Source organism: Rhodococcus sp. ZPP (genome assembly GCF_017656075.1).
Classification (GTDB): domain Bacteria; phylum Actinomycetota; class Actinomycetes; order Mycobacteriales; family Mycobacteriaceae; genus Rhodococcus_F; species Rhodococcus_F oxybenzonivorans.
This window is the reverse complement of record NZ_CP058638.1, coordinates 2,874,735-2,899,042: the sequence shown is the minus strand read 5'-3', so window position 1 is coordinate 2,899,042 and position 24,308 is coordinate 2,874,735. Positions and strand designations below refer to the sequence as shown.

General features: G+C 67.0%; 13 protein-coding genes. 9 read left to right on the top strand and 4 right to left on the bottom strand.

From position 1 onward, the window contains the following. Nucleotides 1-175 precede the first annotated feature (175 nt). The 9 genes from HYG77_RS13755 (at nucleotide 176) to HYG77_RS13715 (ending at nucleotide 16,070) form a co-directional block, all read left to right on the top strand. On the top strand, nucleotides 176-1,186 hold the full coding sequence (locus tag HYG77_RS13755; RefSeq protein WP_159918802.1) for an alpha/beta hydrolase family protein: 1,011 nt from the start codon (nucleotides 176-178) through the stop codon (nucleotides 1,184-1,186). 280 nt (nucleotides 1,187-1,466) lie between these two features. After that, entirely contained in the window at nucleotides 1,467-2,462 is a 996-nt protein-coding gene (locus HYG77_RS13750; RefSeq protein ID WP_109326044.1) for an alpha/beta hydrolase family protein, read from the top strand. 143 nt (nucleotides 2,463-2,605) lie between these two features. Beyond that, entirely contained in the window at nucleotides 2,606-4,495 is a 1,890-nt protein-coding gene (locus tag HYG77_RS13745; RefSeq protein ID WP_208962931.1) for an alpha/beta hydrolase-fold protein, read from the top strand. A gap of 107 nt (nucleotides 4,496-4,602) precedes the next feature. Beyond that, a complete protein-coding gene (locus HYG77_RS13740; protein WP_208962930.1) occupies nucleotides 4,603-5,169 on the top strand; it encodes a DUF732 domain-containing protein in 567 nt (188 codons plus the stop codon). 6 nt (nucleotides 5,170-5,175) lie between these two features. Then, on the top strand, nucleotides 5,176-6,153 hold the full coding sequence (locus tag HYG77_RS13735) for a cutinase family protein (protein WP_208962929.1): 978 nt from the start codon (nucleotides 5,176-5,178) through the stop codon (nucleotides 6,151-6,153). 193 nt (nucleotides 6,154-6,346) lie between these two features. Beyond that, nucleotides 6,347-7,336 (top strand): LLM class F420-dependent oxidoreductase, encoded by a 990-nt coding sequence (locus tag HYG77_RS13730; protein WP_109326047.1) that lies wholly within the window; start codon nucleotides 6,347-6,349, stop codon nucleotides 7,334-7,336. A 187-nt stretch (nucleotides 7,337-7,523) separates the two neighbouring features. After that, on the top strand, nucleotides 7,524-9,419 hold the full coding sequence (gene fadD32 / locus HYG77_RS13725; protein WP_109326048.1) for a long-chain-fatty-acid--AMP ligase FadD32: 1,896 nt from the start codon (nucleotides 7,524-7,526) through the stop codon (nucleotides 9,417-9,419). 115 nt (nucleotides 9,420-9,534) lie between these two features. Further along, nucleotides 9,535-14,526: a polyketide synthase Pks13 gene (gene pks13, locus HYG77_RS13720; protein WP_208963377.1), complete on the top strand. Its 4,992-nt coding sequence runs from the start codon at nucleotides 9,535-9,537 to the stop codon at nucleotides 14,524-14,526. Then, nucleotides 14,526-16,070, top strand: coding sequence for an acyl-CoA carboxylase subunit beta (locus HYG77_RS13715; RefSeq protein WP_109326052.1), 1,545 nt, complete (start codon nucleotides 14,526-14,528; stop codon nucleotides 16,068-16,070). The genes pks13 and HYG77_RS13715 overlap by 1 nt, the downstream gene beginning before the upstream one ends. Before the next feature lie 26 nt (nucleotides 16,071-16,096). Here HYG77_RS13715 and HYG77_RS13710 read toward each other — a convergent pair whose 3' ends face one another. The 4 genes from HYG77_RS13710 to HYG77_RS13695 form a co-directional block, all read right to left on the bottom strand. Beyond that, complete coding sequence (locus HYG77_RS13710; protein ID WP_244461307.1) at nucleotides 16,097-17,140, bottom strand: hypothetical protein; 1,044 nt, start codon at nucleotides 17,138-17,140, stop codon at nucleotides 16,097-16,099. 97 nt (nucleotides 17,141-17,237) lie between these two features. Beyond that, complete coding sequence (locus tag HYG77_RS13705; RefSeq protein WP_208962928.1) at nucleotides 17,238-20,561, bottom strand: arabinosyltransferase domain-containing protein; 3,324 nt, start codon at nucleotides 20,559-20,561, stop codon at nucleotides 17,238-17,240. A 91-nt stretch (nucleotides 20,562-20,652) separates the two neighbouring features. Next, nucleotides 20,653-23,847 (bottom strand): arabinosyltransferase domain-containing protein, encoded by a 3,195-nt coding sequence (locus tag HYG77_RS13700; RefSeq protein ID WP_208963376.1) that lies wholly within the window; start codon nucleotides 23,845-23,847, stop codon nucleotides 20,653-20,655. A 179-nt stretch (nucleotides 23,848-24,026) separates the two neighbouring features. Continuing rightward, nucleotides 24,027-24,296: a helix-turn-helix transcriptional regulator gene (locus HYG77_RS13695; protein ID WP_109326056.1), complete on the bottom strand. Its 270-nt coding sequence runs from the start codon at nucleotides 24,294-24,296 to the stop codon at nucleotides 24,027-24,029. Nucleotides 24,297-24,308 lie beyond the last annotated feature (12 nt).

Sequence of the window (24,308 nt, the reverse complement as noted above, 5' to 3'; positions counted from 1 at the left end):
GAGCGTTTGTCAGGGAACTTTGTGTGACATACAGTCCACCGAGCGCAGTGTGACTTGGAAGAGGTCCGCTGCCGAACCGGGATAGTTCCGGGCCGGCAGGTCGCCTGTTCCCCGACGGAATCCGCCGGAACCGCCTCTTGGCGGAGTCCGCAGACGAAGAGAGAGAGCAGTATCCATGCGTTTTGCCAGAACGAGGTTGTCTCAGCGCCTCAAGCAGCGTGCGATGGCAGTAGGTGCCGCCGCACTGGTACTGCCTGTGGCCGCAGGAGTCGCTGGTGGAGCCGTCGCCGTGGCAGCACCCGCTCACGCCGCCCCCGTCCACACCGCACCGTCGGGTGGATACGAGGAGCTGTGGGTTCCCTCTTCGATGGGGAACATCAAGGTCCAGGTGCAGTGGGCAGCTCGTGGTGGTAGCGCAGCGCTCTACCTGCTCGACGGCCTGCGTGCCCGCAACGACCGCAACGCGTGGAGCTTCGAGACCAACGCGCTGGACCAGTACCGCAACGACAACGTCACCCTGGTCATGCCGGTCGGCGGCGAGTCGAGCTTCTACTCCGACTGGTACGCGCCCAGCAACTTCAACGGCCAGCCCGTCACGTACAAGTGGGAGACCTTCCTGACTCAGGAGCTTCCCAACTTCCTCGCGAACTACGGTGTCTCCCGCACCAACAACGCGGTTCTCGGCCTGTCGATGGGTGGCAGCGCCGCTCTGACGCTCGCCGCCTACCACCGCGACCAGTTCAAGTTCGCCGGTTCGCTCTCCGGGTACCTGAACATCTCCGCTCCCGGCATGCGTGAAGCCATCCGGGTCGCGATGCTCGACGCCGGCCGGTTCAACGTCGACGCGATGTGGGGCCCGCCGTGGAACCCCGCGTGGCTGCGCAACGACCCGTTCGTGTTCGCCCCGCGTCTGCAGGGCCTGTCGATGTACATCTCCGCCGCCAGCGGCCTGCCCGGTGAGTTCGACCACCCGCGTGCACCGATCGACTACTACAACACCGCCAACGGCATGGGACTCGAGGCGCTCGCACTGGCCAACACCCGCGCCTTCCAGGTTCGCCTGGCCACCCTCGGTGTTCCCGCCCACTTCAGCTTCCCCGCCAACGGCACACACTCGTGGCCGTACTGGAGCTCGGAGCTGTGGAAGGCCCGCGGACAGATCCTGGACACGCTCGGCGCCTGGTGATCTGAGCTCGACATCGAATGCCGTCCCACCTTCCGGGTGGGACGGCACTCGTCGTTCGGGACCGGGTCTGTCCGGAGAGAGCCCGAACCGGGGAAACGGTCGGAATTCTCGTACCCGGGAGTGCGCAACGACATGTTTTGTCAGTAAGGTGATCCCGTCGAGACGCCACCCGCGCAGCGATCGCTGCGCGGGTGGCGTCTGTACGTGAGATTTTCACGAGAGTTCGAGTGGTTGCCGCGTCCGCGGCGCGCGAGGGATCAACCGGAGGGAAGACGATTTCATGCGAGTTGGGGGTTCGACGAGAACGAGCGGGTGGGCCAGACGCACAGCCGCCGCGATTGCTCTGGCAGTAGCACTGCCGCTGGGCGTGACCATGGTGGGCGGCGGCGCGACCGCATCCGCAGCCTTCGACCCTGCAGCCCAGGACTTCTGGGTCGACTCGAGCATGGGCCCGGTCAAGAGCCGCATCTGGCGTGCAGCGGACGGCAACACCAGCCGCGTGGTGTACCTGCTCGACGGCCTCCGCGCCCAGGACGACCTCAGCGGCTGGGAAATCAACACCGACGCCGGGCCGTTCCTCGCCGCGCAGAACATCAACGTCGTCCAGCCGGTCGGCGGCCAGTCCAGCTTCTACTCCGACTGGTTGTCGAACTCGACCTTCAACGGTCAGAAGGTCACCTACAAGTGGGAGACCTTCCTCACGGAGGAACTCCGCAACGCGCTTGCGAACCGTCTCGGTTTCCAGTCCACCCGCAACGGAGTCATCGGCTTGTCGATGGGTGGCAGCGCCGCTCTGACGCTCGCCGCGTACCACCCGGATCAGTTCAACTACGCCGGTTCGCTCTCCGGGTACCTGAACATCTCCGCTCCCGGCATGCGTGAAGCCATCCGGGTCGCGATGCTCGACGCCGGTCGGTTCAACGTCGACGCGATGTGGGGCCCGCCGTGGAACCCGGCGTGGCTGCGCAACGACCCGTTCGTCTTCGCCAACAAACTCCGCGACAACGGCACCCGCGTCTGGGTTTCCGCCGCGAACGGCATCCCCGCCCCCGGCGGCGCCGCCCCCACCGGGGTCATGGACGTGTTCAACGCCACTACCGGCGCGAGCCTCGAGGCGCTGTCGCTGGCCAACACCCGCGCCTTCCAGGTGCGGATGGCGACCATCGGTGCCAAGAACGTCACCTACAGCTTCCCGCCCCGCGGCATCCACAGCTGGCGGTACTGGCAGCAGCAGATCCATGATCTGGCACCGGATCTCAGCAACACCATCGGCTAGCCGGAAATAGCTCGGAAGTAACAATTGCACCAGCGGTAACAGCGCGGCGCCCCCACTCGTCAGTTGATTGCGTGTAGAAAGAACCGGAACGTGAGGCAGTGTTCCGTGTTGTGGCCTCGACGCGCAGAGAGAGAGTGAACGTCATGCGAGTAGGCCTGCTCGAGGCAGAACGTCAGCGTGTGTCGGCCGGAGTGGTCCGCAGAAGGGTCCTCACCACGCTCGCCGCTGTGCTCGTGGTGCCGGTGGCGGTCGGGTTCACCTCGGCCGCCACCGCGTCCGCTGCGCCGGTTGCCGTGCATGCGGCCCCGGTAGCTACGCAGGCGCCGAGTGGCGCGACGATTCATCACGTCGACTGGCTGTCCGACCGCCGGGTCGCGCTGTGGGTCAACTCTCCGTCCATGGGTGTGCCGATTCAGGTCCAGTTGCTGCTCGCCCGCGATTGGAATTCCAAGCCGACCGAGAAGTTTCCGTCGGTCTGGATGCTCGACGGCCTGCGGGCGCAGGACAACGAGAACGGCTGGACACTCGAAACCGACGCCGAATCGTTCTTCGCGGACAAGAACATCAACGTCGTCCTTCCCGTGGGCGGTCAGTCCAGCTTCTACTCCGACTGGGTGGCGCAGGACAACGGCCAGAACTACCAGTGGGAGACGTTCCTCACCAAGGAACTGCCGCCGATCCTCGAGAGCGACTGGCGTACCACGCAGACGCGTGGAGTGGTCGGGTTGTCCATGGGCGGGACGTCGGCCATGTTCCTCGCCGCTCGCAACCAGGGATTCTTCGACTTCGCCGCGTCACTGTCGGGCATGCTGACCACCACGGCGCTCGGAATGCCGCAGGCCGTCGCGTACGCCATGAGTGATGCCGGCGGGTTCGACGCGAACGCCATGTGGGGACCCCCGACCAGCTCGGCGTGGGAAGAGCACGACCCGTACCTCCTGGCCGACAAGCTCAAGGGTGTCAGCCTGTACATCTCCAGCGGCAGCGGAACCACCGGCCCGTACGACCAGCCGTCGGGTATTCCGGGCGTGAGCACCAATTACGCGGGCATGGGTCTGGAAATTCTTTCGCGCCTCACCTCGCAGACGTTCGCCACCAAGCTCAACAAGCTGGGCATTCCCGCGCAGGTCAATTACCGCCCGTCCGGGACACACTCGTGGCCGTACTGGCAGTTCGAGCTGCACCAGCTGTGGCCGCAGCTCGCCGCCGCCGTGGGCATCGAGGCAGACAAGCCGGTGTGCGGCACGGGTGGCTCCATTGCCGGGGTCGCGGCGGCCAGCCCGTGGATCGGGGACTGCCTTACACCCGAGTACAGCCTCGCGGGCGGCACGGTGCAGGACTTCCGCTTCGGCAGGATCTTCGCCAAGTCCGACACGGGCACGCATCCGGTTGCCGGGGTCATCGGCGGCGCCTACCAGGCGGCAGGCGGTCCGGCAGGGCCACTCGGCTACCCGACCACACCCGAGCTGGGCACACCGGACGGTCGCGGTCGTTTCAATCACTTCGAGCACGGGTCCATCTACTGGACACCGCAAACCGGTGCGCATGCCATCCGCGGGGCCATTCTCGCGGAGTGGGCACGCCAGGGCTGGGAAGGTGGGCCGCTCGGTTACCCGGTGGCCGACGAGGTGCCCACCCCCGGCAAGGACGGTGTCGTACAGGGCTTCGAGATCGGTGCCATGTATTACAGCCCCGTCCACGGCACGCACCGCGTGCAGGGGATGATCATGGGCAAGTACGCCGAGCTCGGGTATGAAGGCGGATGGCTGGGGTTCCCGAAGACCAGCGAGATCGCAGTCAAGGACGGCGGCCGGTTCAACGAGTTCGAGGGCGGCAACATCTACTGGAGCCCGTTGTCCGGTGCCTGGGCGATCGAGAACGGGCCGATCTTCGACGCCTGGAAGAGCGTCGGCTACGAAGCCGGCCGGATCGGCTTCCCGATCAGTGACAAATTCGTCATCCCCGGCGGTGTGCAGCAAAATTTCCAGACCGGCTACATCACCCTGATCGACGGTAAGGCCGAAGTGCACTGATGTGCGTAGTGCAGCGGGCGGGACCGGTCCAGCGGACCGGGTTCCCGCCCGATCTGCGTCTGTACCCTGTCGAGAGACAACGACTTGGAAAACTAGGACGGAATTAGATGCCGCAGCATTCACGTATCAGCACCACCTTCGCACGAGCACTGGCGACCGGCGCGATCGCAGTTGCAGCAAGCGGATTGCTCGTCGGATGCGGCAGCGACGACTCCACGGCGACGTCCACTCCGTCCGCGACCACCACCACGGCAGCGGCCACGTCCAGTGCTACCGAGAGTTCGGCGCCTGCTCCCAGCGGAAGTGCCACCTCGTCGGCGCCGGTGACGAGCCCCGGCCAGGCGGCGACCGCGCCGCCCGAGCAGCCCGAAGAAGTTCCCGGTGACTTCCCCGGGCCCAGTGAGGTTCCTGTCAGCGCGGACGGTCAGCGGTTCCTCGCCGCACTGAAGGACAAGGGCATCGAACCGGCCGCCGACGGCACCATGGCGGTGAGCACCGCCGATTTCATCTGCCAGTCCAAGGCAGAAGGCAAGAGCGACGCCGACACGATGGTGTTCGTCACGGCGATGGTGGGCTCCGAGGCTGCTGCGGCGGGCAAGGAGCTCAGCCAGGAGCAGGCGACAGCCGACGCGCAGACCTACGTGGACGTCGCGCACGCGACCTACTGCAAGTAAACGCCGATGACGGGGACCGGGCGCGGAACGCGGAAGAAGAGCAGCCTCCTGCGCAAGCTCGTACTGCTGGCGGCCTTCCTGCTGGTGGTTCTGCTGGCACTGATCGCACTCTGGTATCTCCTTGCGGGGCGGCTCCCCCAACCCATCCCGAGCCCGCCCGGCCCGGATCGGCCCGATTCGCAATCCGCGAGCTGCCCGGACGTCCAGGTCGTCGTCGTCCCGGGAACGTGGGAGTCCAGCCCCACCGATGATCCGTACAACCCGACCGCGAACCCGGCGTCGCTGATGCTCAATGTGTCCCGGCCGTTGCAGCAGCAGTTTCCGCCGTCGCGGGCCGACGTCTACACGGTTCCGTACGTCGCCCAGTTCTCCAATCCGGTCGCTTTCCCGCCGGACGGCCAGCAGTCGTACAACAACAGCCGGGCCGCAGGGATGGCAGCCGCCAACGACATTCTCATCCGTCGCCACGCCGAATGCCCGCTGACGAGCTTCCTGCTGACCGGCTTCTCGCAGGGTGCGGTGATCGCGGGCGACATCGCGTCGAGCATCGGCGCCGGTGACGGTCCTGTCCCGGAAGACCTCGTTCTCGGTGTCGGACTCATCGCCGACGGCCGCCGGGACCCCTCGGCCGCCACGAATATCGGTGCTCCGGTCGTCGGTGTCGGCGCCGAGTTGTCGCTCGCCGGGTTGCAGATTCCGGGCATCACGATGACCGGACCGCGTCCCGGTGGCTTCGGGGAACTGGCCGACCGCACGGTCGAGATCTGTGCACCGTCGGACGGCATCTGCGACGCACCCGCCCGGGCTTTGGCGCCGGGCAATTGGATCGGCAGCGCGCTGCGCCTGCTCGAGTACAACAACAACCCTGTCCACGCGCTGTACAACTCGTACGTCGTGGACGGAAACGGCACCACGGCCACCCAGTGGATGGCGCGGTGGGCAGCGGAGAAGATCGCCGCCGCGCCGACGCCGCCGCACAGTTGAGTTTGTGACTGGTGGGTATGCCGAGGTCCCTGATCCGGAAATCGTCCCAAACAGAGACGCACGCCTCGTACTCGCCGGTAGTGTGCGTTTCTCGGCACCGGTAGAGTGCTGCACTGTTGCGGCACCACCCGTGCCCATCCCACCGATGTTCACGTCCTGTTGCGCGGGCGTTTCACCACAGGAGAAGCGATACATGAGTTCCGAGGCCAGCCCGCCCCGTAAGTTCCGATTCGCGGCCGGCGGCGAGGGCAATGCAGACGAGGGCGGCGCGCGCCGGTTCGTCAAACTGGCCCAGAAGGCCGAGGAACTCGGGTTCGACAGCTTCATGATCCCCGATCACCTGGGCAATCAGGTGGGGCCGATCGCCGCGCTCGGTGCGCTGGCCATAGCCACCGACAAGATCCGTTTGGGCACCGCGGTGCTCGCCAACGGCTTCCGGCACCCGGCGATCCTCGCCAAAGATGCGGCCACCATCGACGTGTTGTCGGGTGGACGCCTCGAGCTCGGTATCGGCGCCGGGTGGATGAAGGAAGAGTTCGACAAGGGTGGCATCGACTATGAGCGGCCCGGCGTGCGCATCGCGAAGCTCGAGGAGTCGCTGCAGATTCTCGACACGCTGCTGCGCGGCCAGGAATGCAACTTCGACGGCAAGTACTACCAGATCAAGGGCCTGACCGGCAGTCCACGGCCCCGCCAGGGCCCGCGCCCGCCGATTGCCGTCGGCGGTGGCGGCCCCAAGATGCTGGCTCTTGCCGCCAAGTACGCGGACATCATCTCCGTCGCCACCCCCACCAGCAAGGAAGGCAAGCTGTTGCTGTCGGGGGTCACGCTCGAGAAGACGATGGAACGTGTCGAGCGGATCCGCGAAGCGGCCGGTGAGCGATTCGACGACATCGAGCTGAACTGGACGATCACGACCATCGTCATCACCGACGACCGGGAGCAGACGGCCGAGATGGCACTCTCGGCGCTCGATCAGGGCTTCCCACCCAATATCGAGGTGGACGCCAAGCTCTCGGTCGAGGACATCCTCAACTCGCCCTACCTGGCGATCGGCAGTTTCGACGAGATCGCCGATCAGATCCGGATGGTGCGCGAGAAGACGACAATGTCCTACGTCGGCGTGTTCCCCACACAGATGGATGCGTTCGCGCCGATCATCTCGCAACTGAAGGGCGAGTAGACGCAGCGTAGCGAGGGCGGCGATGCCAATCTGTAACATATCGATGGTTTGGAATCGATGCACTTATTCGGGTGAGTCGCGTTTCGCGTGATTCCCCACGAGTTGTACAAGATCCGATTCGGCGAAGGAAGTCTGGGGCGCAGGCATGCCGGTGGCGTGCCTGTGTGATCGCTTCGGAGGAGATGGAATGAACGCGAAGTTCGATGATTTTATCGACGAGAAGGGCCATATCCGGCTCGACTCGGACAGTACGTTGGTCGACTATGTCCAGCGTCACACGCGAGAGAACTCGGACGAGTTGGCGTACCGCTACATCGACTATTCGCGGGACCGTGACGGCGAAGCCCACGAGCTGACCTGGGAACAGTTCGGCCATCGCCTGCGTGCTGTCGCCGCCCGCCTCCAGCAGGTCACCAAGCCCGGCGACCGTGTCGCCGTCCTCGCGCCGCAGGGTCTCGACTACGTCATCTCGTTCTTCGCCGCAATCCACGCCGGCACCATTGCGGTGCCGCTGTTCGATCCCGACGAGCCCGGTCACACCGACCGCCTCCACGCCGTCCTCGGTGACTGCAAGCCCTCCGCGATCCTCACGGCCACCTCCTCCGCCGCGGGTGTTCGCCAGTTCTTCCGGTCACTTCCCGCAGCCGAACGCCCTCGGATCATCGCGGTCGACGCCATTCCCGACAGCGTCGGCGACAGTTGGGTTCGCCCCGAGATCGACCTCGACGACATCGCCTACCTGCAGTACACGTCCGGGTCCACGCGTGTCCCCGCCGGTGTCGAGATCACCCACCGTGCCGTGGGCACCAACGCCCTGCAGATGGTCGACTCCATCGAGCTCAACGAGAACTCGCGCGGCGTCACGTGGCTGCCCCTGTTCCACGACATGGGACTGCTGACGGTCATCCTGCCTGCGCTGGGCGGCAAGTACATCACCATCATGAGTCCGCGTGCCTTCGTGCAGCGTCCGTACCGCTGGATCAAGGAGCTTGCCGCGGTTTCGGACGGCGCGGGCACCTTCGCCGCTGCCCCCAACTTCGCCTTCGAGCACGCGGCCGCCCGCGGTCTGCCGAAGAACGGCGAGAGCCTCGACCTGAGCAACGTGATCGGCCTCATCAACGGCAGCGAGCCGGTGACGACGTCGTCGATGCGCAAGTTCAACGAGGCGTTCGCGCCCTACGGTCTGCCCAAGACCGCGATCAAGCCGTCGTACGGCATGGCCGAGGCCACCTTGTTCGTGTCGGCGACCCGGCACTCGGACGAGGCCCGGGTCATCTACGTCGACCGCAACGAACTCAATGCGGGACGCGTCGTCAAGGTCGATCAGGACGCCGAGAACGCGATCCCGCAGGTGTCGTGCGGATACGTGGCGCGCAGCCAGTGGGCTGCCATCGTCGATCCGGAGACGGGCATCGAGCAGCCCGACGACCGGGTCGGGGAGATCTGGCTGCACGGTGAAAACATCGGCACCGGCTACTGGGGTCGCACCGACGAGACCGCGGAAACGTTCCACAACAAGCTGATCAACCGGCTCGCCGAGGGCAGTCACGCCGAGGGCACACCCGAGGACGCCAATTGGATGCGGACCGGAGATTTCGGCGTCTACATCGACGGTGAGCTGTTCATCACCGGCCGGGTGAAGGACCTCGTGATCGTCGACGGCCGCAACCACTACCCGCAGGATCTCGAATTCTCCGCGCAGGAGGCGAGTAACGCCCTTCGGCCCGGTTTCGTGGCCGCGTTCGCCGTCCCGGCCAACCAGTTGCCGTCGGTCGTGTTCGAAAACACACAATCGGGGCTGTCGTTCGACCCCGACGATTCCTCGGAGCAGCTCGTCATCGTCGCCGAGCGTGCTCCCGGCGCCGGCAAGGCCGATCCGCAGCCCATCTCCGACACGGTGCGGGCAGCCATCTCGAGCAGGCACGGTGTGACCGCACGGGACATTCTGTTGGTGCCGGCGGGATCGATTCCGCGCACGTCGAGCGGCAAGATCGCCCGCCGCGCCTGCAAGGCGAGCTACATCGAAGGGACCCTGCGTGGCGGATACACGCAGACGGCATTCCCCGATAGCGTTTCCGACTAGTCCACTTTCTGACGGGTAGCTTGGTGAGTTGATGGCTGAATTGAATGAAGACCGGGGTAGCAGCGCAAGTGCGACCACCAGCGATGCGGACCGAGCGGCGGGGTCTGCCGGCGACATGACGGTTGCGCAGCTGCGTGAGTGGCTCCGCAACTGGGTCGCCGACGCTACCGGCCAGCCGGTAGCCCAGATCACCGACGACCGCCCGATGGAAGAGTTCGGCCTCTCGTCCCGCGACGCCGTCGCCTTGAGTGGCGAGATCGAGGAACTGGTCGGTGTGACGCTCACCGCGACGGTCGCCTATCAGCATCCGACCATTGCCTCGCTCGCCACGCGCATCATCGAGGGTGAGCCCGAGCAGATCGACGATTCGGCCGATGCCGCGTACTACGCGTCCGCGCCGACGTCCGACTCGCACGACATCGCGATCGTGGGGCTCTCGACCCGATTCCCGGGAGCGGGGGAGACCCCCGTCGAGATGTGGGAGATGCTCGCGCAGGGCCGCGACGGCATCTCCGACCTCCCCGAGGGCCGGTGGGAGGAATTCACCGCCGACCCGCAGATCAAGGCGGCCGTCGAGAAGGCCAACACGCTGGGTGGTTACCTCGACGACGTGAAGGGTTTCGACGCGGAATTCTTCGCGATGTCTCCGCTCGAGGTCGTCAACGTCGATCCGCAGCAGCGCCTCGCGATGGAGTTGACCTGGGAGGCCCTCGAGCACGCCCGCATTCCGGCGAGCGATCTCAAGGGCGAGCAGGTCGGTGTGTTCATCGGCAGCTCGGCCAACGACTATCAGATGCTGGCGGTCAGTGCCGAGGGCGGCGCTCACCCGTATGCGCTGACCGGCACGTCGACGGCGATCGTCGCGAACCGTGTCTCCTACTTCTACGACTTCCGTGGGCCTTCCGTCGCGCTCGACACGGCGTGCTCCTCCTCGCTGGTCGCCGTGCACCAGGCGGTACGTTCGCTGCGGACCGGTGAATCCGACGTCGCGCTTGCCGGTGGCGTCAACATGCTCATCGCGCCCCCCGGGACCCTCGGGTTCGACCAGCTCGGTGTGATGGCCGCCAACGGGCGCATCAAGGCATTCTCCGCTGACGCCGACGGCATGATCCGTGCAGAAGGCGGCGGACTCGTCGTTCTGAAGCGCCTCGAAGATGCCGAGCGCGACGGCGACCGGGTTCTGGCCGTGATCGCCGGTAGCGCGGTCAACCAGGACGGCCGCTCCAACGGTCTAGCGGCACCGAACCCGGACGCTCAGGCCGATGTTCTACGACACGCGTACCGCGACGCCGGCATCAATCCTTCGGCTGTCGACTACATCGAAGCTCACGGCACCGGCACCATCCTCGGCGATCCGATCGAGGCCGACGCGCTCGGCCGCATCGTCGGGCGTGGGCGTGCCGACGACAAGCCTGCGCTCCTTGGGTCCGCCAAGACCAACTTCGGCCATCTCGAGGCAGCGGCCGGTGCGGCCGGACTCATCAAGGTCGTGCTGGCGATGCAGGAAGACACCCTGCCGCCCACCCTGAACTATGCGGGACCCAACCCATACATCGCGTTCGACAAGGCACACCTGCAGGTCATCCCGGAAGGTGCGGCCTGGCCGCGCTACTCGGGCGCCGCGGTGGCCGGTGTCTCCGGATTCGGTTTCGGTGGTACCAACGCTCACGTCGTCGTGCGTGAATACACCGGGCCGGTTGCGGACGAGGAAGTCACCGGCGCAGTCACCGACGACAGCGTCGACGCGACAGACGTCGCCGCGCAGGTCGATGAGACCGCGGCTGTGGAAGAGACCGCGGCTGCGGAGCAGACCGTCGTCCTTCCGGTGTCGGGCGCGCTGCCTTCCCGACGTCGCCGTGCCGCCGCCGATCTCGCCGACTGGCTCGAGACGGAAGAGGGCAGCACCACGCCCCTCGCCGATGTCGCTCGTGCCCTCGCGCGCCGCAATCACGGTCGTTCCCGGGCCGTGGTGCTGGCGAAGACGCGTTCCGAGGCGATCACCGGATTGCGTGCGGTCGCCGCGGGTAAGCCGGGACATGGCGTGTTCTCGGCTGATTCACCGTCGTCGAAGGGCCCGGTGTGGGTGTTGTCGGGCTTCGGTTCACAGCATCGCAAGATGGCCAAGCAGCTTTATCTCGAGAATGCTGTGTTCGCTGCGGCCATCGACGAAGTGGACGCGCTGATCGAGGACGAGGCCGGCTACTCCATGAAGGAGAAGTTCCTCGACGACAGCGTCGACTACGACGTCGAGACGTCGCAGGTCGGCATCTTCACGATCCAGATCGGCCTGGCGGCGTTGCTGCGCCATCACGGCGCCGAGCCGGAGGCCGTGGTCGGTCACTCCATGGGCGAGGCCGCGGCGGCGTTCATCTCCGGTGGTCTGCCGCTGGAGGACGCAGTCCGGGTGATCTGTGCCCGTTCGCGTCTGATGGGTGAGGCCGAGGCCACGCTCGAGGGCGACGACATCCGTCTGATGGCGCTCGTCGAGTACAGCGCGGCCGAGATCGAAACCGTTCTCCCGGACTTCCCGCACCTCGAGGTCTGCGTGTACGCGGCCCCGACCCACACGGTGATCGGCGGACCCGAGTCCGAGGTGAACGCGATCGTCGCGCGGGCCGAGGGTGAAGAGAAGATGGCCAGGGTCCTTCAGACGAAGGGCGCGAGCCATACCTCACAGGTGGACCCGCTGCTGGGTGAACTGGCCGCCGAACTGGCCGGGATCGAGCCCACCAAGCTGAAGTGTGGCGTGTACTCGTCGGTCGATCAGGACACCTTCTACCGCGCCGGCCATGAGCCGATCCACCGCGAGGAGTACTGGACCAAGGGTCTGCGGCACAGCGTGTACTTCACCAACGCCGTGCGCCTCGCCGTCGGAAGCGGGCACACCACGTTCGTGGAGCTCGCCCCGAACCCGGTGGCCTTGATGTCGGTGGCGGCTACGGCCTTCGACGCCGGTCTGCACGACATGCAGCTCATCCAGACGCTCAAGCGCAAGGAAGACGAGCCGCTCGGTGTGCTCGCCGCGCTGGCGCAGCTGTACGTCCACGGACACGCGGTCGACCTGTCGTCGTTGCTGCCCGCCGGCGACTACGCGTCCGTGCCGCGCACGGCGTGGCTCCGGAAGCCGTACTGGGTGCACAGCCGCATCACGTCGAGCGGCAACAACCGAGTTCCCGGTGCGCACGTGTCGTTGCCCGACGGCCGCCACGTGTGGGAAGTCCAGGCCGATGCCGTCACCGACCTGCCCGCGTTGGTCACCGCAGCCGCGGCCCAGGTGCTGTCGGATGTCGCGCTGGCCGCGTCGATTTCCCATGCCGAGGTTCCGGCCGACGGAACCCTCACCACCACGCTCACCACTCATCCCGGTGGTGCGTCCGTTCAGGTGCATGCCCGGACCGCGACCGGTTTCACGCTGCTGTTCGATGCTGCGGTCTCCTCGGGAGAGGTGCTTCCGGAGCCTGTCGCTACCGCGGCGCCGGCGGCGGAGCCGGTGGAGGAACTGCCCGAGGTCGTCGAAGATATCGGGGACAAATGGGACCCGAACGGTTCGCAGTCGCTGGACGATCGCCTGGCGCTGATTGTTGCAGAGTCGATGGGTTACTCACCCGAGGATCTGCCTGCCGAGATCCCGCTCATCGAACTGGGACTCGACTCGCTGATGGCGGTGCGCATCAAGAACCGCGTCGAGTACGAGTTCGACATCCCGCAGCTTCAGTTGCAGGCCGTCAAGGACGCCAACCTCATGGAGGTGGGCAAGTACCTGCGATACGCGGTGGAGAACCGTGAAGAGGTGCAGGCGCTCGCCGACAAGCAGAAGGCCGAGAGGGAGGCCGCCGAGGCCGCCGAGGCCGCCGAGGCCGCGGAGGCCGCCAATGATGCGGAGGCCGCTAACGTTTCGGAGTCTGTGACCGAAGCCGCCGCACCGGTGTCCGAGGCTGTGACCGAATCCGTCCCACAGGAACGCGTTGTCGCGAACGGCAATTCGATGGACAGCAAGGAAGCGTTCGCCGATGCGACGGGTTCGGACGTCCCACCGCGTGATGCGGCCGAGCGACTGACCTTTGCGACGTGGGCCGTCGTCACTGGTGAGTCCGCGAAAGGCATCTTCAACACGTTGCCGATCGTCGGCGACGAGGTGGCGGAGAAGCTGGCCGCACGCCTGTCCGAGCGTGCGAACGGGGACATCACGTTCGACGACGTCCTCGATGCCACGACCATCGAGGAGCTGGCCAATGTGGTCCGCGGATTCCTCGAGGACTCCGGCAAGATCGACGGGTTGGTGCGCACACTGCGCGCGCGTCCCGAAGGGTCCACTGCCGTACCGGTATTCGTGTTCCATCCGGCCGGCGGTTCGACCGTCGTGTATGAGCCGCTGCTCAAGCGACTGCCTGAGGGCACGCCGATGTACGGGTTCGAGCGCACGGAGGGTCCGATCGAGAAGCGGGCCGCCGAGTACCTTCCCTTGATCCGTGAGATCCAGGGCGACGGGCCGTACGTGCTGTACGGCTGGTCGCTCGGTGGTGTGCTGGCATACGCGGTGGCGAAGCTGCTGCGGGCCGAGGGTGCCGACGTCCGGATCGTCGGCCTGATCGACACCGTCATGGCGGGTGAAGAGGTGCCGGAGACTCCGGACGAAATCCGGAAGCGCTGGCAGCGTTACGCGGCGTTCGCGAAGAAGACCTACAACGTCGACTACCCGCTGCCGTACGACAAGCTCGCGGCGGCGGGCAGCGACGAGGAACAGGTCAAGATCCTCACCGAATTGCTGAAGCTGAGCGGCACCAAGATTCCGGGCGGCATCATCGAGCACCAGCGCACGTCGTGGCTCGATAATCGGGCCATCCAGACTGCCGAGCTGGAGCAGTACGACGGCGAGGTGGTCCTGTACATGGCCGACCGCTATCACGATGACGTCATGCAGCTCGAGCCCGCTTTCAAGACTCGTAAGCCCGACGGCGGCTGGGGTGACGCGGTGGAGAACCTGGAGATCATCCACGTCGGTGGCGACCACCTGCAGATCGTCGACGAGCCCTACATCGCGAAAGTCGGGGCCGATCTCACCAAGAAGCTGGCGGCCATCCACGCCGTCGGAATCGGAGCACAGTAGTGACCACGACCACCGCAGAGAAGCTGGCGGAGCTGCGCGAAAAGCTCGACGTCGCCAAGGAACCCGCGGGAGAGCAGGCGATCGCCAAACGTGCGAAGAAGGGGATTCCCAGCGCACGGGACCGCATCGACATGCTCCTCGACCCCGGAAGCTTCATCGAGGTGGGCGCGCTGATGCGCCAGCCCGGTGACCCCAACGCCCTATACAGCGACGGCGTCGTCACCGGCCACGGCACCGTCGACGGACGCCCGGTCGCAGTGTTTTCGCACGACCAGACCGTGTTCGGTGGTTCCGTCGGTGAGATGTTCGGCCGGAAGGTCGCGGCGATCATGGAATTCGCGGCCAAGATCGGCTGCCCCTGCGTGGGTATCAACGACTCCGGCGGCGCCCGAGTGCAGGACGCGGTCACCTCGCTGGCGTGGTACGCCGAGCTCGGCCGCCGGCAGGAGCCGCTGTCCGGGATGTGCCCGCAGATCTCGATGATCCTCGGCAAGTGTGCCGGTGGGGCCGTGTACGCGCCCATCAACACCGACATTCTGGTGGCCACCGAGGAGTCGTACATGTTCGTGACCGGACCCGACGTGGTGCGGAAGATCACGGGCGAGGACGTCAGCCTCGAGGAGCTCGGTGGCGCCCGGAACCAGGCGCAGTACGGCAACCTGCACCATGTCGCGGCCGACGAGAAGGCGGCGTTCGAGTGGGTGCGCAAGTACCTCAGCTTCCTGCCGTCGAGCTGCATGGAGCAGCCGCCGGTGGTCAATCCGGGTCTCGAACCGGAGATCACGGACTCGGACCGGGATCTGGACACGTTCATTCCCGACGCCGACAACGCCGGCTACGACATGCACGACATTCTGCTGCGGATTTTTGACGACGGCGAGTTCCACGAGATCGGCGGGCAGGTCGCGCTCAACATCATCACCGGCTTCGCCCGCGTGGACGGACGCACGGTCGGCGTGATCGCAAACCAGCCGCTGGTCGCGGCGGGTGCTCTGGACGCCCAGGCCTCGGACAAGGCCGCGCATTTCATCCGCATCTGCGACGCCTTCGACATCCCGCTGGTGTTTGCCGTCGACACGCCTGGGTTCCTTCCAGGTCTCGAGCAGGAGCGGATCGGCGTCATCAAGCGGGGCGGCCGGTTCATCTTCGCGTTCGTGACGGCGACGGTGCCGAAGGTGACCGTCGTGATCCGCAAAGCGTACGGCGGCGCGTACGCCGTCATGGGCTCCAAGCAGCTCGGTGCAGACATCAACTTTGCGTGGCCCACCGCCCGCATCGCCGTCATGGGCGCCGAGGGTGCCGTCGATCTCATCGGCCGCCGTCAGATCGAGGCCGCCGGCGAGAACGCACCCGCGGTCCGGCGTCAGCTGATCAACTTCTACAACGAGAACATCGCAACGCCGTACATCGCCGCCGAGCGCGGCTACATCGACGCGGTGATCGAGCCCTCCACGACCAGGCTCGAGATCCGTAAGGCGCTGACGATGCTGCGCGACAAGACAGTGCAGCGCAATCCGCGCAAGCACGACCTGATGCCCCTATAGCTGATCCGTGCCGATCAAGGCCGATGTCACACAGTCCGATTCGATTGCTGTGACCTCGGTTCGGCGCCGTCGCCACCGCCGTACCCCGCGGGAAGTCCCGCCGACCGCCGAGTGTGCCCGGTGACGGCGAACACCGAGGGACGCGAACGAGAAGCTGCGAGCGACCGGGCGGCGCGAAGGTCAGCCAGCACCGTCGCCGGTGCCGTCGAAATCTGCTCGGGCGAGTGACTGACCACGACGATGCCCTCCCGCCGCATGCGCGCCCGACGAACGACGGTGGCCTCGTGCAGTTCCGGGGAGAAGTGATACCTCGGCGAGTCGAGCTCCCATGCCAGGGCCACGTCGTCGAGCCACCCCTCCGGGCGGGCGAGCCACTGCCCCGTCGCGGAGAGCACGTCGACGCCCTGCTGCAGTGGCGGAAGGTCACTCGAGCCGTACAACATTCGGGCGTGAACCTCGGCGACGGAGTGCGCGTCTTCGCTGAGCTCCCGCAGTACCGCGCGCGGCACATGGCTTCCGCGGTGGCTGCCCGACGCCAGTTCGCGCGCCAGGTCGTCGACGGTGACGTCGCCGCGCTGGATCCCGTCGGCGAGCAGCGCACGACACCTGTCGGGTAGCAGGGTCCGCCGCGCCGCATCCAGGAGGCTACGTTCGGGAGGTGCGAGCCGGAGCAGTCCGCGCTGGACCAGGGTGGGCATCCGCCACGTCCGCTCGACCTTCACGTACGCCCAGTCACGTCGATGGCAGACAGACGGAACAAGCAGCAGCACCTCGTTTCTCGACGCCGACCGGTTGTACCCGAGAGCGGTCAGCGCCGCGTGCCCGGTCAGCAACGAGTCGGGCCCGCCGTACTCGAGCGCCGCCAGGTTCCGTTGCAGCGTCGTCGGCGGCCCGTTGTGCAGCAGGACCACGCCGGGCAGGATGCGCTGCCACGGACCACGCTCACCGCAACGGGCGGAGATGGTTCCCTTCGCGATGCCCAGCCGTTCCAGCTCGGCCGTCCGCACAACCGCGTCCCGGCTGATCGCGGTGATGGCAGAAAAGTCGTCGGCCCACGTTCCACGTCGCATGGATCAGAGCATGCCGGGGCCTGCCGGGGTCACCTCCGAGAAAGTGCAGGTGGCACTTTTGCCCTGTGGATGAACCGGAAGTTGTGGATAACTCGCGCTACGGGCTGTCGTACACCCGCAGGGTGCCGGGCGACCACAGTCCGGACCTGGTGCTGGTGGCGGTGTCGACGGTGGCCGCGGTGGCGTCCGGGTAGTACCGGTCGAAACGCTCGAGCGAGCCCCAGTCCCGACCCCAGTCGTCCCGCATGTAGGTGGGGATTGCGGTGGCGCCTGCCAGCAGTCCGGTGAACCCGAGCGGGCCACCGTTCTCGGCGGACTGCCAGGTGTCGGTGGAGCTGACGGCGAGTGGCCGGTCGGGGAGGATCCGATAGTTCGGCATCTCGGCGACCCCGTTCTGGTGGTCGAACGGTCGCTGGCACGGGAATTGAAGGCCTACGGCCCAGTCGAGGAGAACCGGCTGCGTGCTGCCGATCGTCGAGTTGAGCGTGTCGAGCGTCGGAACCCGTGGCGGGGTGAACGCGAGCCACTGGTCGCCGGTGAGGTTGGGATCGTTCGCGATGACCCGGACCGCGTCGGTGTCCGGAGCGAGCTCGTCGATGGGGACCCGCAGATTCCGCCACGACGGCGCGGGCCCGATGTCCTTGGGCAGGTAAGTGCCCTGGATCTGCACGGTGCCGTCGGGCTGACGCTTGCCGTACTCGACGAGGAGGGACTGCCCGTAGGTGGTGGCGCCGGTCGGGTCGACCGACCAGATACGTCCCGCGGCCGACATGACGACGAGCGGGGACTTCTCGCTGCGCTCGGGAAGCGCGTACCAGCTGGAGGACAATGTCGCCGGTTCCTGGACGCCTTCCTGGTAGCTGCCCATGACCGGGGTGGTGCTGGGGTCGAGTCCGAACGGAAGCTTTGCGGTGCTGCCGTTGACGCCGGTGCGGCCGGTGCCGCCGCTGGTGCCGGCGCTGCCGCCGGTCTCGAAGCTGGGGCCGACGCTCTGGTTGTCGGTGTTGCCCATGCCCTGTTTGACCTCGACGTAATCGGCGGTGAGGTCGGAGGGCACACCGTTGGGCGAGAAGCCGGTGGGCGCGGCGCCACCGAGTGGATCGGCGGGGTCGGCCAGCGGCGTCGTGGGGTCGGGGATGGGTGCGAGATTGCCGCCGTTGGTGTCGCCTTCGACGAGGACGTCCTCGGCGAGGCCGCACGTCTGACCGGAAACGGAGTCGAAGTTGGATCGTGCCAGCGAGTACGCCGGGTACTGGGACACCGCGCCCTTGAGTAGGGAGACCACCTCGAACAGCACCATGACGCCAGCGACGACGGTGAGCGGTGCGGCGGCGAACTTCCTGATGCGCCTGCCCTTTTCGGTGTTGGGCCGGACGGGCGGCGCGGCGAAACCTTCACGCAGGTATTGCCAGGCCGCGAGTGCCACCGCGAGTCCGAAGAGGACGAGGAAGAGGGTGTTCGACTCGCGGCCACCCAGCGACACCGTCTTGTCGAACCACGGCACCCCGAAGCTCGACACGTACCAGTACCCGTTGATGCCGGCGAAGGTCAGCGCGAGCATCAACAGCAGTCCGGCGAGGAAGATGGTGCGGTTGCGACGCGACCGCAGCGCGGACGCCGACACCGCGACGGCGGTGAGCGCCGCGAGGGAACCGGCGATGCCCGCGTACGCCCCGAAGTGGTGGGTCCACTTGGTGGGGTTGAACATCATGAAGAAGATCGTTCCGAACACCACTCCGAGCAGGCGCCACGACGGTCCGGTGGCGGCACCGGGAATTCGCCTGCGCCGCAACAGAATGAACAGTGTGGTGAGCAGACACAGGATCATGGTGAGGAACGCGAACCGGCGAGCGACGGATCCGTCGACGGTCGGCACGAACAGGTAGTAGTAGCGCAGGAAGTCCTTGTACCACTCGAGGTTGGGGCCGATCAGAGTGCGGACCCGGGTGGCTTCGAGGACGGCCGCCAGGGTCTGATCGGCGAACACCACGACCAGGACGATGGTGCCGGCGGCGGCGATCGGCGCCAGCAACGGCAGCGTCCCCACCTGTCGGTGACGTTTGACGATGATGCGGACCAGCGGCCGAGTACCGGCGAGGAGGGCGGCCACACACATCAGGCCGGTCGGGGCGGCCGCGAGTGTGAAGGCACCGATGAGCACGGCAACTGCTGCGGGCAGGAGCCGCCCGGTCGCGATCGCGCGCTCGATGGAGCACCAAGTGAGCAGCGCACCGAGGGCGACGATGGGCTCGGGACGCAGGCCGTTGTTGTAGGGCAGCCAGAACGCGAGGAAGACGAGACCCCCGGTCCACAGTGCCACCTTGTTGCGGCGCACGGAGCGGCCGAGGCGGGGAGCAACCTCGCGGCTGATCACCAGCCAGCAGAGAATTCCGGCGATCAGGGCGGGCAGGCGAATGAAGGGGCTGGCCGTCGAGATCTTCGCCATCGCGGCCAGGACGTCGTAGTACCAGCCGAACGGCGCCTCGGGAACACCGAACCAGCGGAAATAGTTGGCCATGTATCCGGCGTGGTCGGACACCCGCGCCATGGTGAGCAGATATCCGTCGTCCGACGTGTTGGCACCGATGAAGTGCCAGACGACGAGGGTGCCGACGACGAGGGTGTCGAGGCCGGTGAACTTCCACCAATGCGACGGGAAGAAGTTGCGGTGCCCCCGTCCGTCCGTGCCGTCGAGTCTGCCGAGGGCGACCATGGCGATGGCCGTGGTGAGGAGGGCCACGATCATGGCGACGAGCTTGATCAGCGTGGGGCTCGACGAGAACCGTGAATCGACGTCCATCGCGAACGAGAGGCCGGCCGGGGCTGCGCCGTTCGGGAGATCACTGAAGACCCCGACCACCTGCGGCCGCAGGTCGCCGGTCAGCTGACCGGCGATGGGAACCCCGGTGGGGGCGCGGAGGCCGACGAACTCCGCCGAGGTGGTGTCGATGTCGGACGTGATGCGGATCTCCGAGCAGGCGCCCGACTGCACCTGTTCGCGCGGTGCCGTCGCGATGGTGACGTTGCGGTCGAGGACGTCGACGGACTTGTCCGACACGCGCACGAACATCGCGTTCAACGCGGCGCCGTCACCCTGCGCGGGTGCGGTCGAGAGCAGGATGCCGCCCCGCTCGGGCAGCTCCGCGACCGCGGAGCACGGGATCGTGGCCGACAGGGCGACCGGTACCTGCGACATCAGCGGTGCCTCGAGGTCGCTGACCTGGCCGTTCTCCGGCCAGTTGACCGTTGCGGTGCTCTGCTCCACGGGCATGAACGGGGTGGCCAACGCCAGCACCAACCCGATGAGGCCGGTGACGACGGCGACCAGACGAGCGGTCCGGTACTCGCCCCGTCGGTCCTGCCGGGCAGGCGGCGGGGGAGCTGCGGGTTCGGACACAGGGATTGTCACGGCGTCGGGCACGGTTGTCGATGGTATGTCAGGAACCTGAGGAGTCATATCGGCGGTTCCCTACGCCAAGCAAGAACTTACCCGTCGGTAACGAGTGTGCAAACTAGTAGCGAACGGGTCCTGCCGACCAGGTGCCGGACCTAGTGACTTCTTCCGTGTCCACCTGCGCCGGGGTCGTGGCGGCATCGCGCGGAGTGAACCGCTCGAGGGAGCCCCAGTCGCGGTCCCAGTCGTTCGACAGGTAGGTCGCGAGGGTGCTCGCCGACAGCAGCTGGTCGGTCCACCCCAGCGGGCCACCGCCGATTCTGTCCTGCCACGCGTTCGTGGACTCGGCGCCGATGCGGTCGGGCAGAACCCGCCACTGCGGCACCTCAGCGACGCCGTACCGGTGGTCGAAGGGGCGCTGGCAGGGGAATGCGAGCCCGACCGCCCAGTCCAGCAGCACCGGATCGGTCGATCCGACCACCGTCTGCAGTGTCTGCATCTTCGGCACCCGCGGTGGGGTGACGGCGAGCCACTGGCCGGGGTCGGTATCCGGGTCCTCGGCGACGAGCCGGACGGCATTCGCTTCGGCGGGCAGCGACTCGAGCGGCACACGCAGGTTTCGCCAGGACGGCGACGGTCCGATGTCGATCGGATCGATGCTGCCCAGCGTGGTGACGGACCCGTCGGGGCCGGTGGAGCCGTACTCCACCTTCAGGATCTGTCCGGGCGTGACGACACCGTCGGCATCGACCGACCGGATGCGACCGGCAGCGGACAGGGTCACGATCGGGGCGTCGTCGGTGCGCTCGGGAAGGCCGTACCACCCTGTCGTCAGGGCGGCGGGCTGCTGCTCGCCGGTCTGGAAGCTACCGAGGACTGGCGTGCGCGCGGGGTCGAGACCGAACGGCAGCGTGACGGTGCTCCCGTTGACGCCGGCGGTGGCCTCGGTGCCGCCGCCGGTACCGGAACTCGTGCCGGTGGTCGTCTCATCGGTGTCGGAGTCGACGGTGTTGGCCCCGCCCTTGCTGATCTTTTCGGAGTCGGCGGTGAGGTCGCGGGCGATGCCGTTGGCCGTGAAGCCGTCGGCGGCGGTGGCAGCGAAGGCGCCGGCTCCGTCCGGGTCGGTGATCGGGGCCAGCGGACGCAGCAGTGCCGCGTTGGGGTCGGTCTCCACGAGTACCTCGTCGGCGAGGGCGCAGGTGCCGCCGGTCATCGACTCGATGTTCGCCTTCCCGATGGAGTAGCCGGGGTACTGGGCGACCACTCCCTTGAGCAGCGACAACACCTCGAACAGGACAACGGCACCGGCGGCGATGGTCAGCGGTGACGGAGCCAGTACGCGCGCACGTTTCCCATCGGGCTCGGTGTCTTTCCTGTAGGGCTCTCGGACGTGGTACCAGGCGGCGAGGAGCAACGCGAGCACGGTGAGACCGAGGAACAGGGTGGAGAAACCCTTCCCGGCCAGCATCGGCGGCTTGTCCCACCACGGGACTCCGTAGCTCGAGACGTACCACCAGCCGTTGGACCCGGTGAAGGCGACGGCGAGGATGAAGAGGATGCCCGCCGCGAACAGGGTGCGGTTGCGTTTGGAGCGGATGCTTCGGGCCCCGACGCCGACCGCGGCGAGCACGGCCACCGATCCGGCCAGCCCCGCGTACACGCCGAAGTGGTGGGTCCACTTGGTCGGCGTGAACATCATGAGCAGGAGCGATGCGAAGACGATGCCGAGAATGCGGCGTGACGGGCCGATCGCTGTGCCCGGCACCTTGCCCTTACGCAGGATGAGCATCACGCAGAGGACGACGCAGAGCAGCATGACGAACACACCGAACCGGCGTGCGAGCGAGCCGTCGGGGGAGATGCCGAGCAGCGCGTCCCAGCGCACCCGTTCGTCGAACCAGGCGACGTTGGGCCCCACGGCTGTCCGCACCCGGGTCGACTCGAGCACAGTCGCCAGCGTCTGATCGGCGAAGACCGCCACGAGTACAACGGTGCCCGCAGCGAGGACGGGCAAGATCTGCGACGCGAACCCCACGCGGTGACCCCGCGCGATGACGATGCGCAGGATGGGCCTCGCACCCGCGATCAGTGCGGCGATGCAGATCAGACCCGACGGACCCGCAGCGAGGGAGAAGGCTGCGATCAGCACGGCCACCGCGCCGGGAAGCAGTCGTCCGGTCGCGATGGCGCGTTCGATGGAACACCAGGTGAGCAGGGCGCCGAGCGCGATCACCGGTTCGGGGCGCAGGCCGTTGTCGTAGGGCAGCCAGAACGCGAGGAAGACCAGCCCGCCCGTCCAGAGGGCAGTCACGTTGCGCCGCACCGCGACACCGAGGCGGGGAATGACTTCCCGGCTGATCACCATCCAGCAGAGCAGCGCCGCGAGGAGAGTGGGGAGTCGCATCCACATGCTCGCCGTGCTCACCTTGACGAGGGCCGCGAGAAGCTCGTACGACCAGCCGAACGGTGCTTCCGGCACCCCGAACCAGCGGAAGTAGTTGGCCATGTAGCCCGACTGCTCGGACACCCGGGCCATCCCCAGCAGGTAACCGTCGTCGGACGTATTGGCTCCGATCACGTGCCACAGCAGCAACGTCCCGATCACCACGGCATCGACGCCGGTGAATTTCCACCAGTGGGCAGGCAGGAAGCGGCGGGCGCGCCTGCCGTCGATGCCGTCCACCCGGTGCAGCGCGTATAACGACGACAAGGTCGCGAGGACGCACACGATCATCGCGAGAAGTTTCAGCAGAGTCGGGCTCGACGAGAACCGGGAGTCGAGGTCGACGTGCACGTTCAACCCGTCCGGGATGCTGCCGCGCAGGTCGGTGAAGATACCGACCATCTGCGGTCGGGCGTCGCCCTCGACGGACCCTGCAACGGGATCCGCGGTACCCGTCACCTCGGCGGACGTGCGCTGGTGGTCGGAGGTGACTTCGATCATGTCGCAGCCCTGCACCTCGGCGCCGGTCGCGGAGATCAGCGTGTTGCCCCGGGTGATGACCTCCACCGTGCCGTCGGCGGCCGCCCGCACCACCAGGCCGGCCGACTCGAAGTCGGGCGCGCCGTTCGGCAGCGTCGAGACCAGGGTGCCGCCACCCTCGCCGAGCTGTGCCACAGCCGAACACGGCACGGAGACCTGCATGTTCAGCGGCGCGTAGGACACCAGAGGGGCGTCGACGCTCTCGAGAACACCGTCCTGCGGCCAGTCGATCGAGGCGGCGTCCTGCTCGACCGGCAGTAACGGGATGGCGAGTGCCAGCACGAAACCGAGCAGGCCGGTGACGATCGCGATGAGCCGGGAAGTGCGGATGCTTCGAATGTCGGGCAGCGGCCGCCGCTCCGACGGCGAACGTGTGGGCTTCTCTGCTACTTCGGACGGCACACGACGATGGTAGGCGGTGACTCCCCGTGGGTGCTCCGTCACCACGGCGTACCGGCCTCACGTCGTGCGGTGCACCGGAGGCCCGAGTCCGAGGCGGCCGACCGGCGTCAGGATGCGGCCATGCCTCCGGTTACCGAAGGGGTGAGGGAATCGGCCACCTCGTCGAGCGACAGGCCGAGGACCCGGGCCACTGCTGCGATGGTGAAGAATGCGGGAGTGGCGATACGTCCGGTCTCGATCTTGCGCAGCGTCTCGACGGAGATGCCCGCGTCGAGCGCGACGGTGACCATGCTTCTGTCTCCCCGGGTGGCGCGCAGCAGCTCGCCCAGTCTCTGCCCGCGTTCGAGTTCTTCGGCTGTCAACGGCACACGCACCATGTGCCATATAGT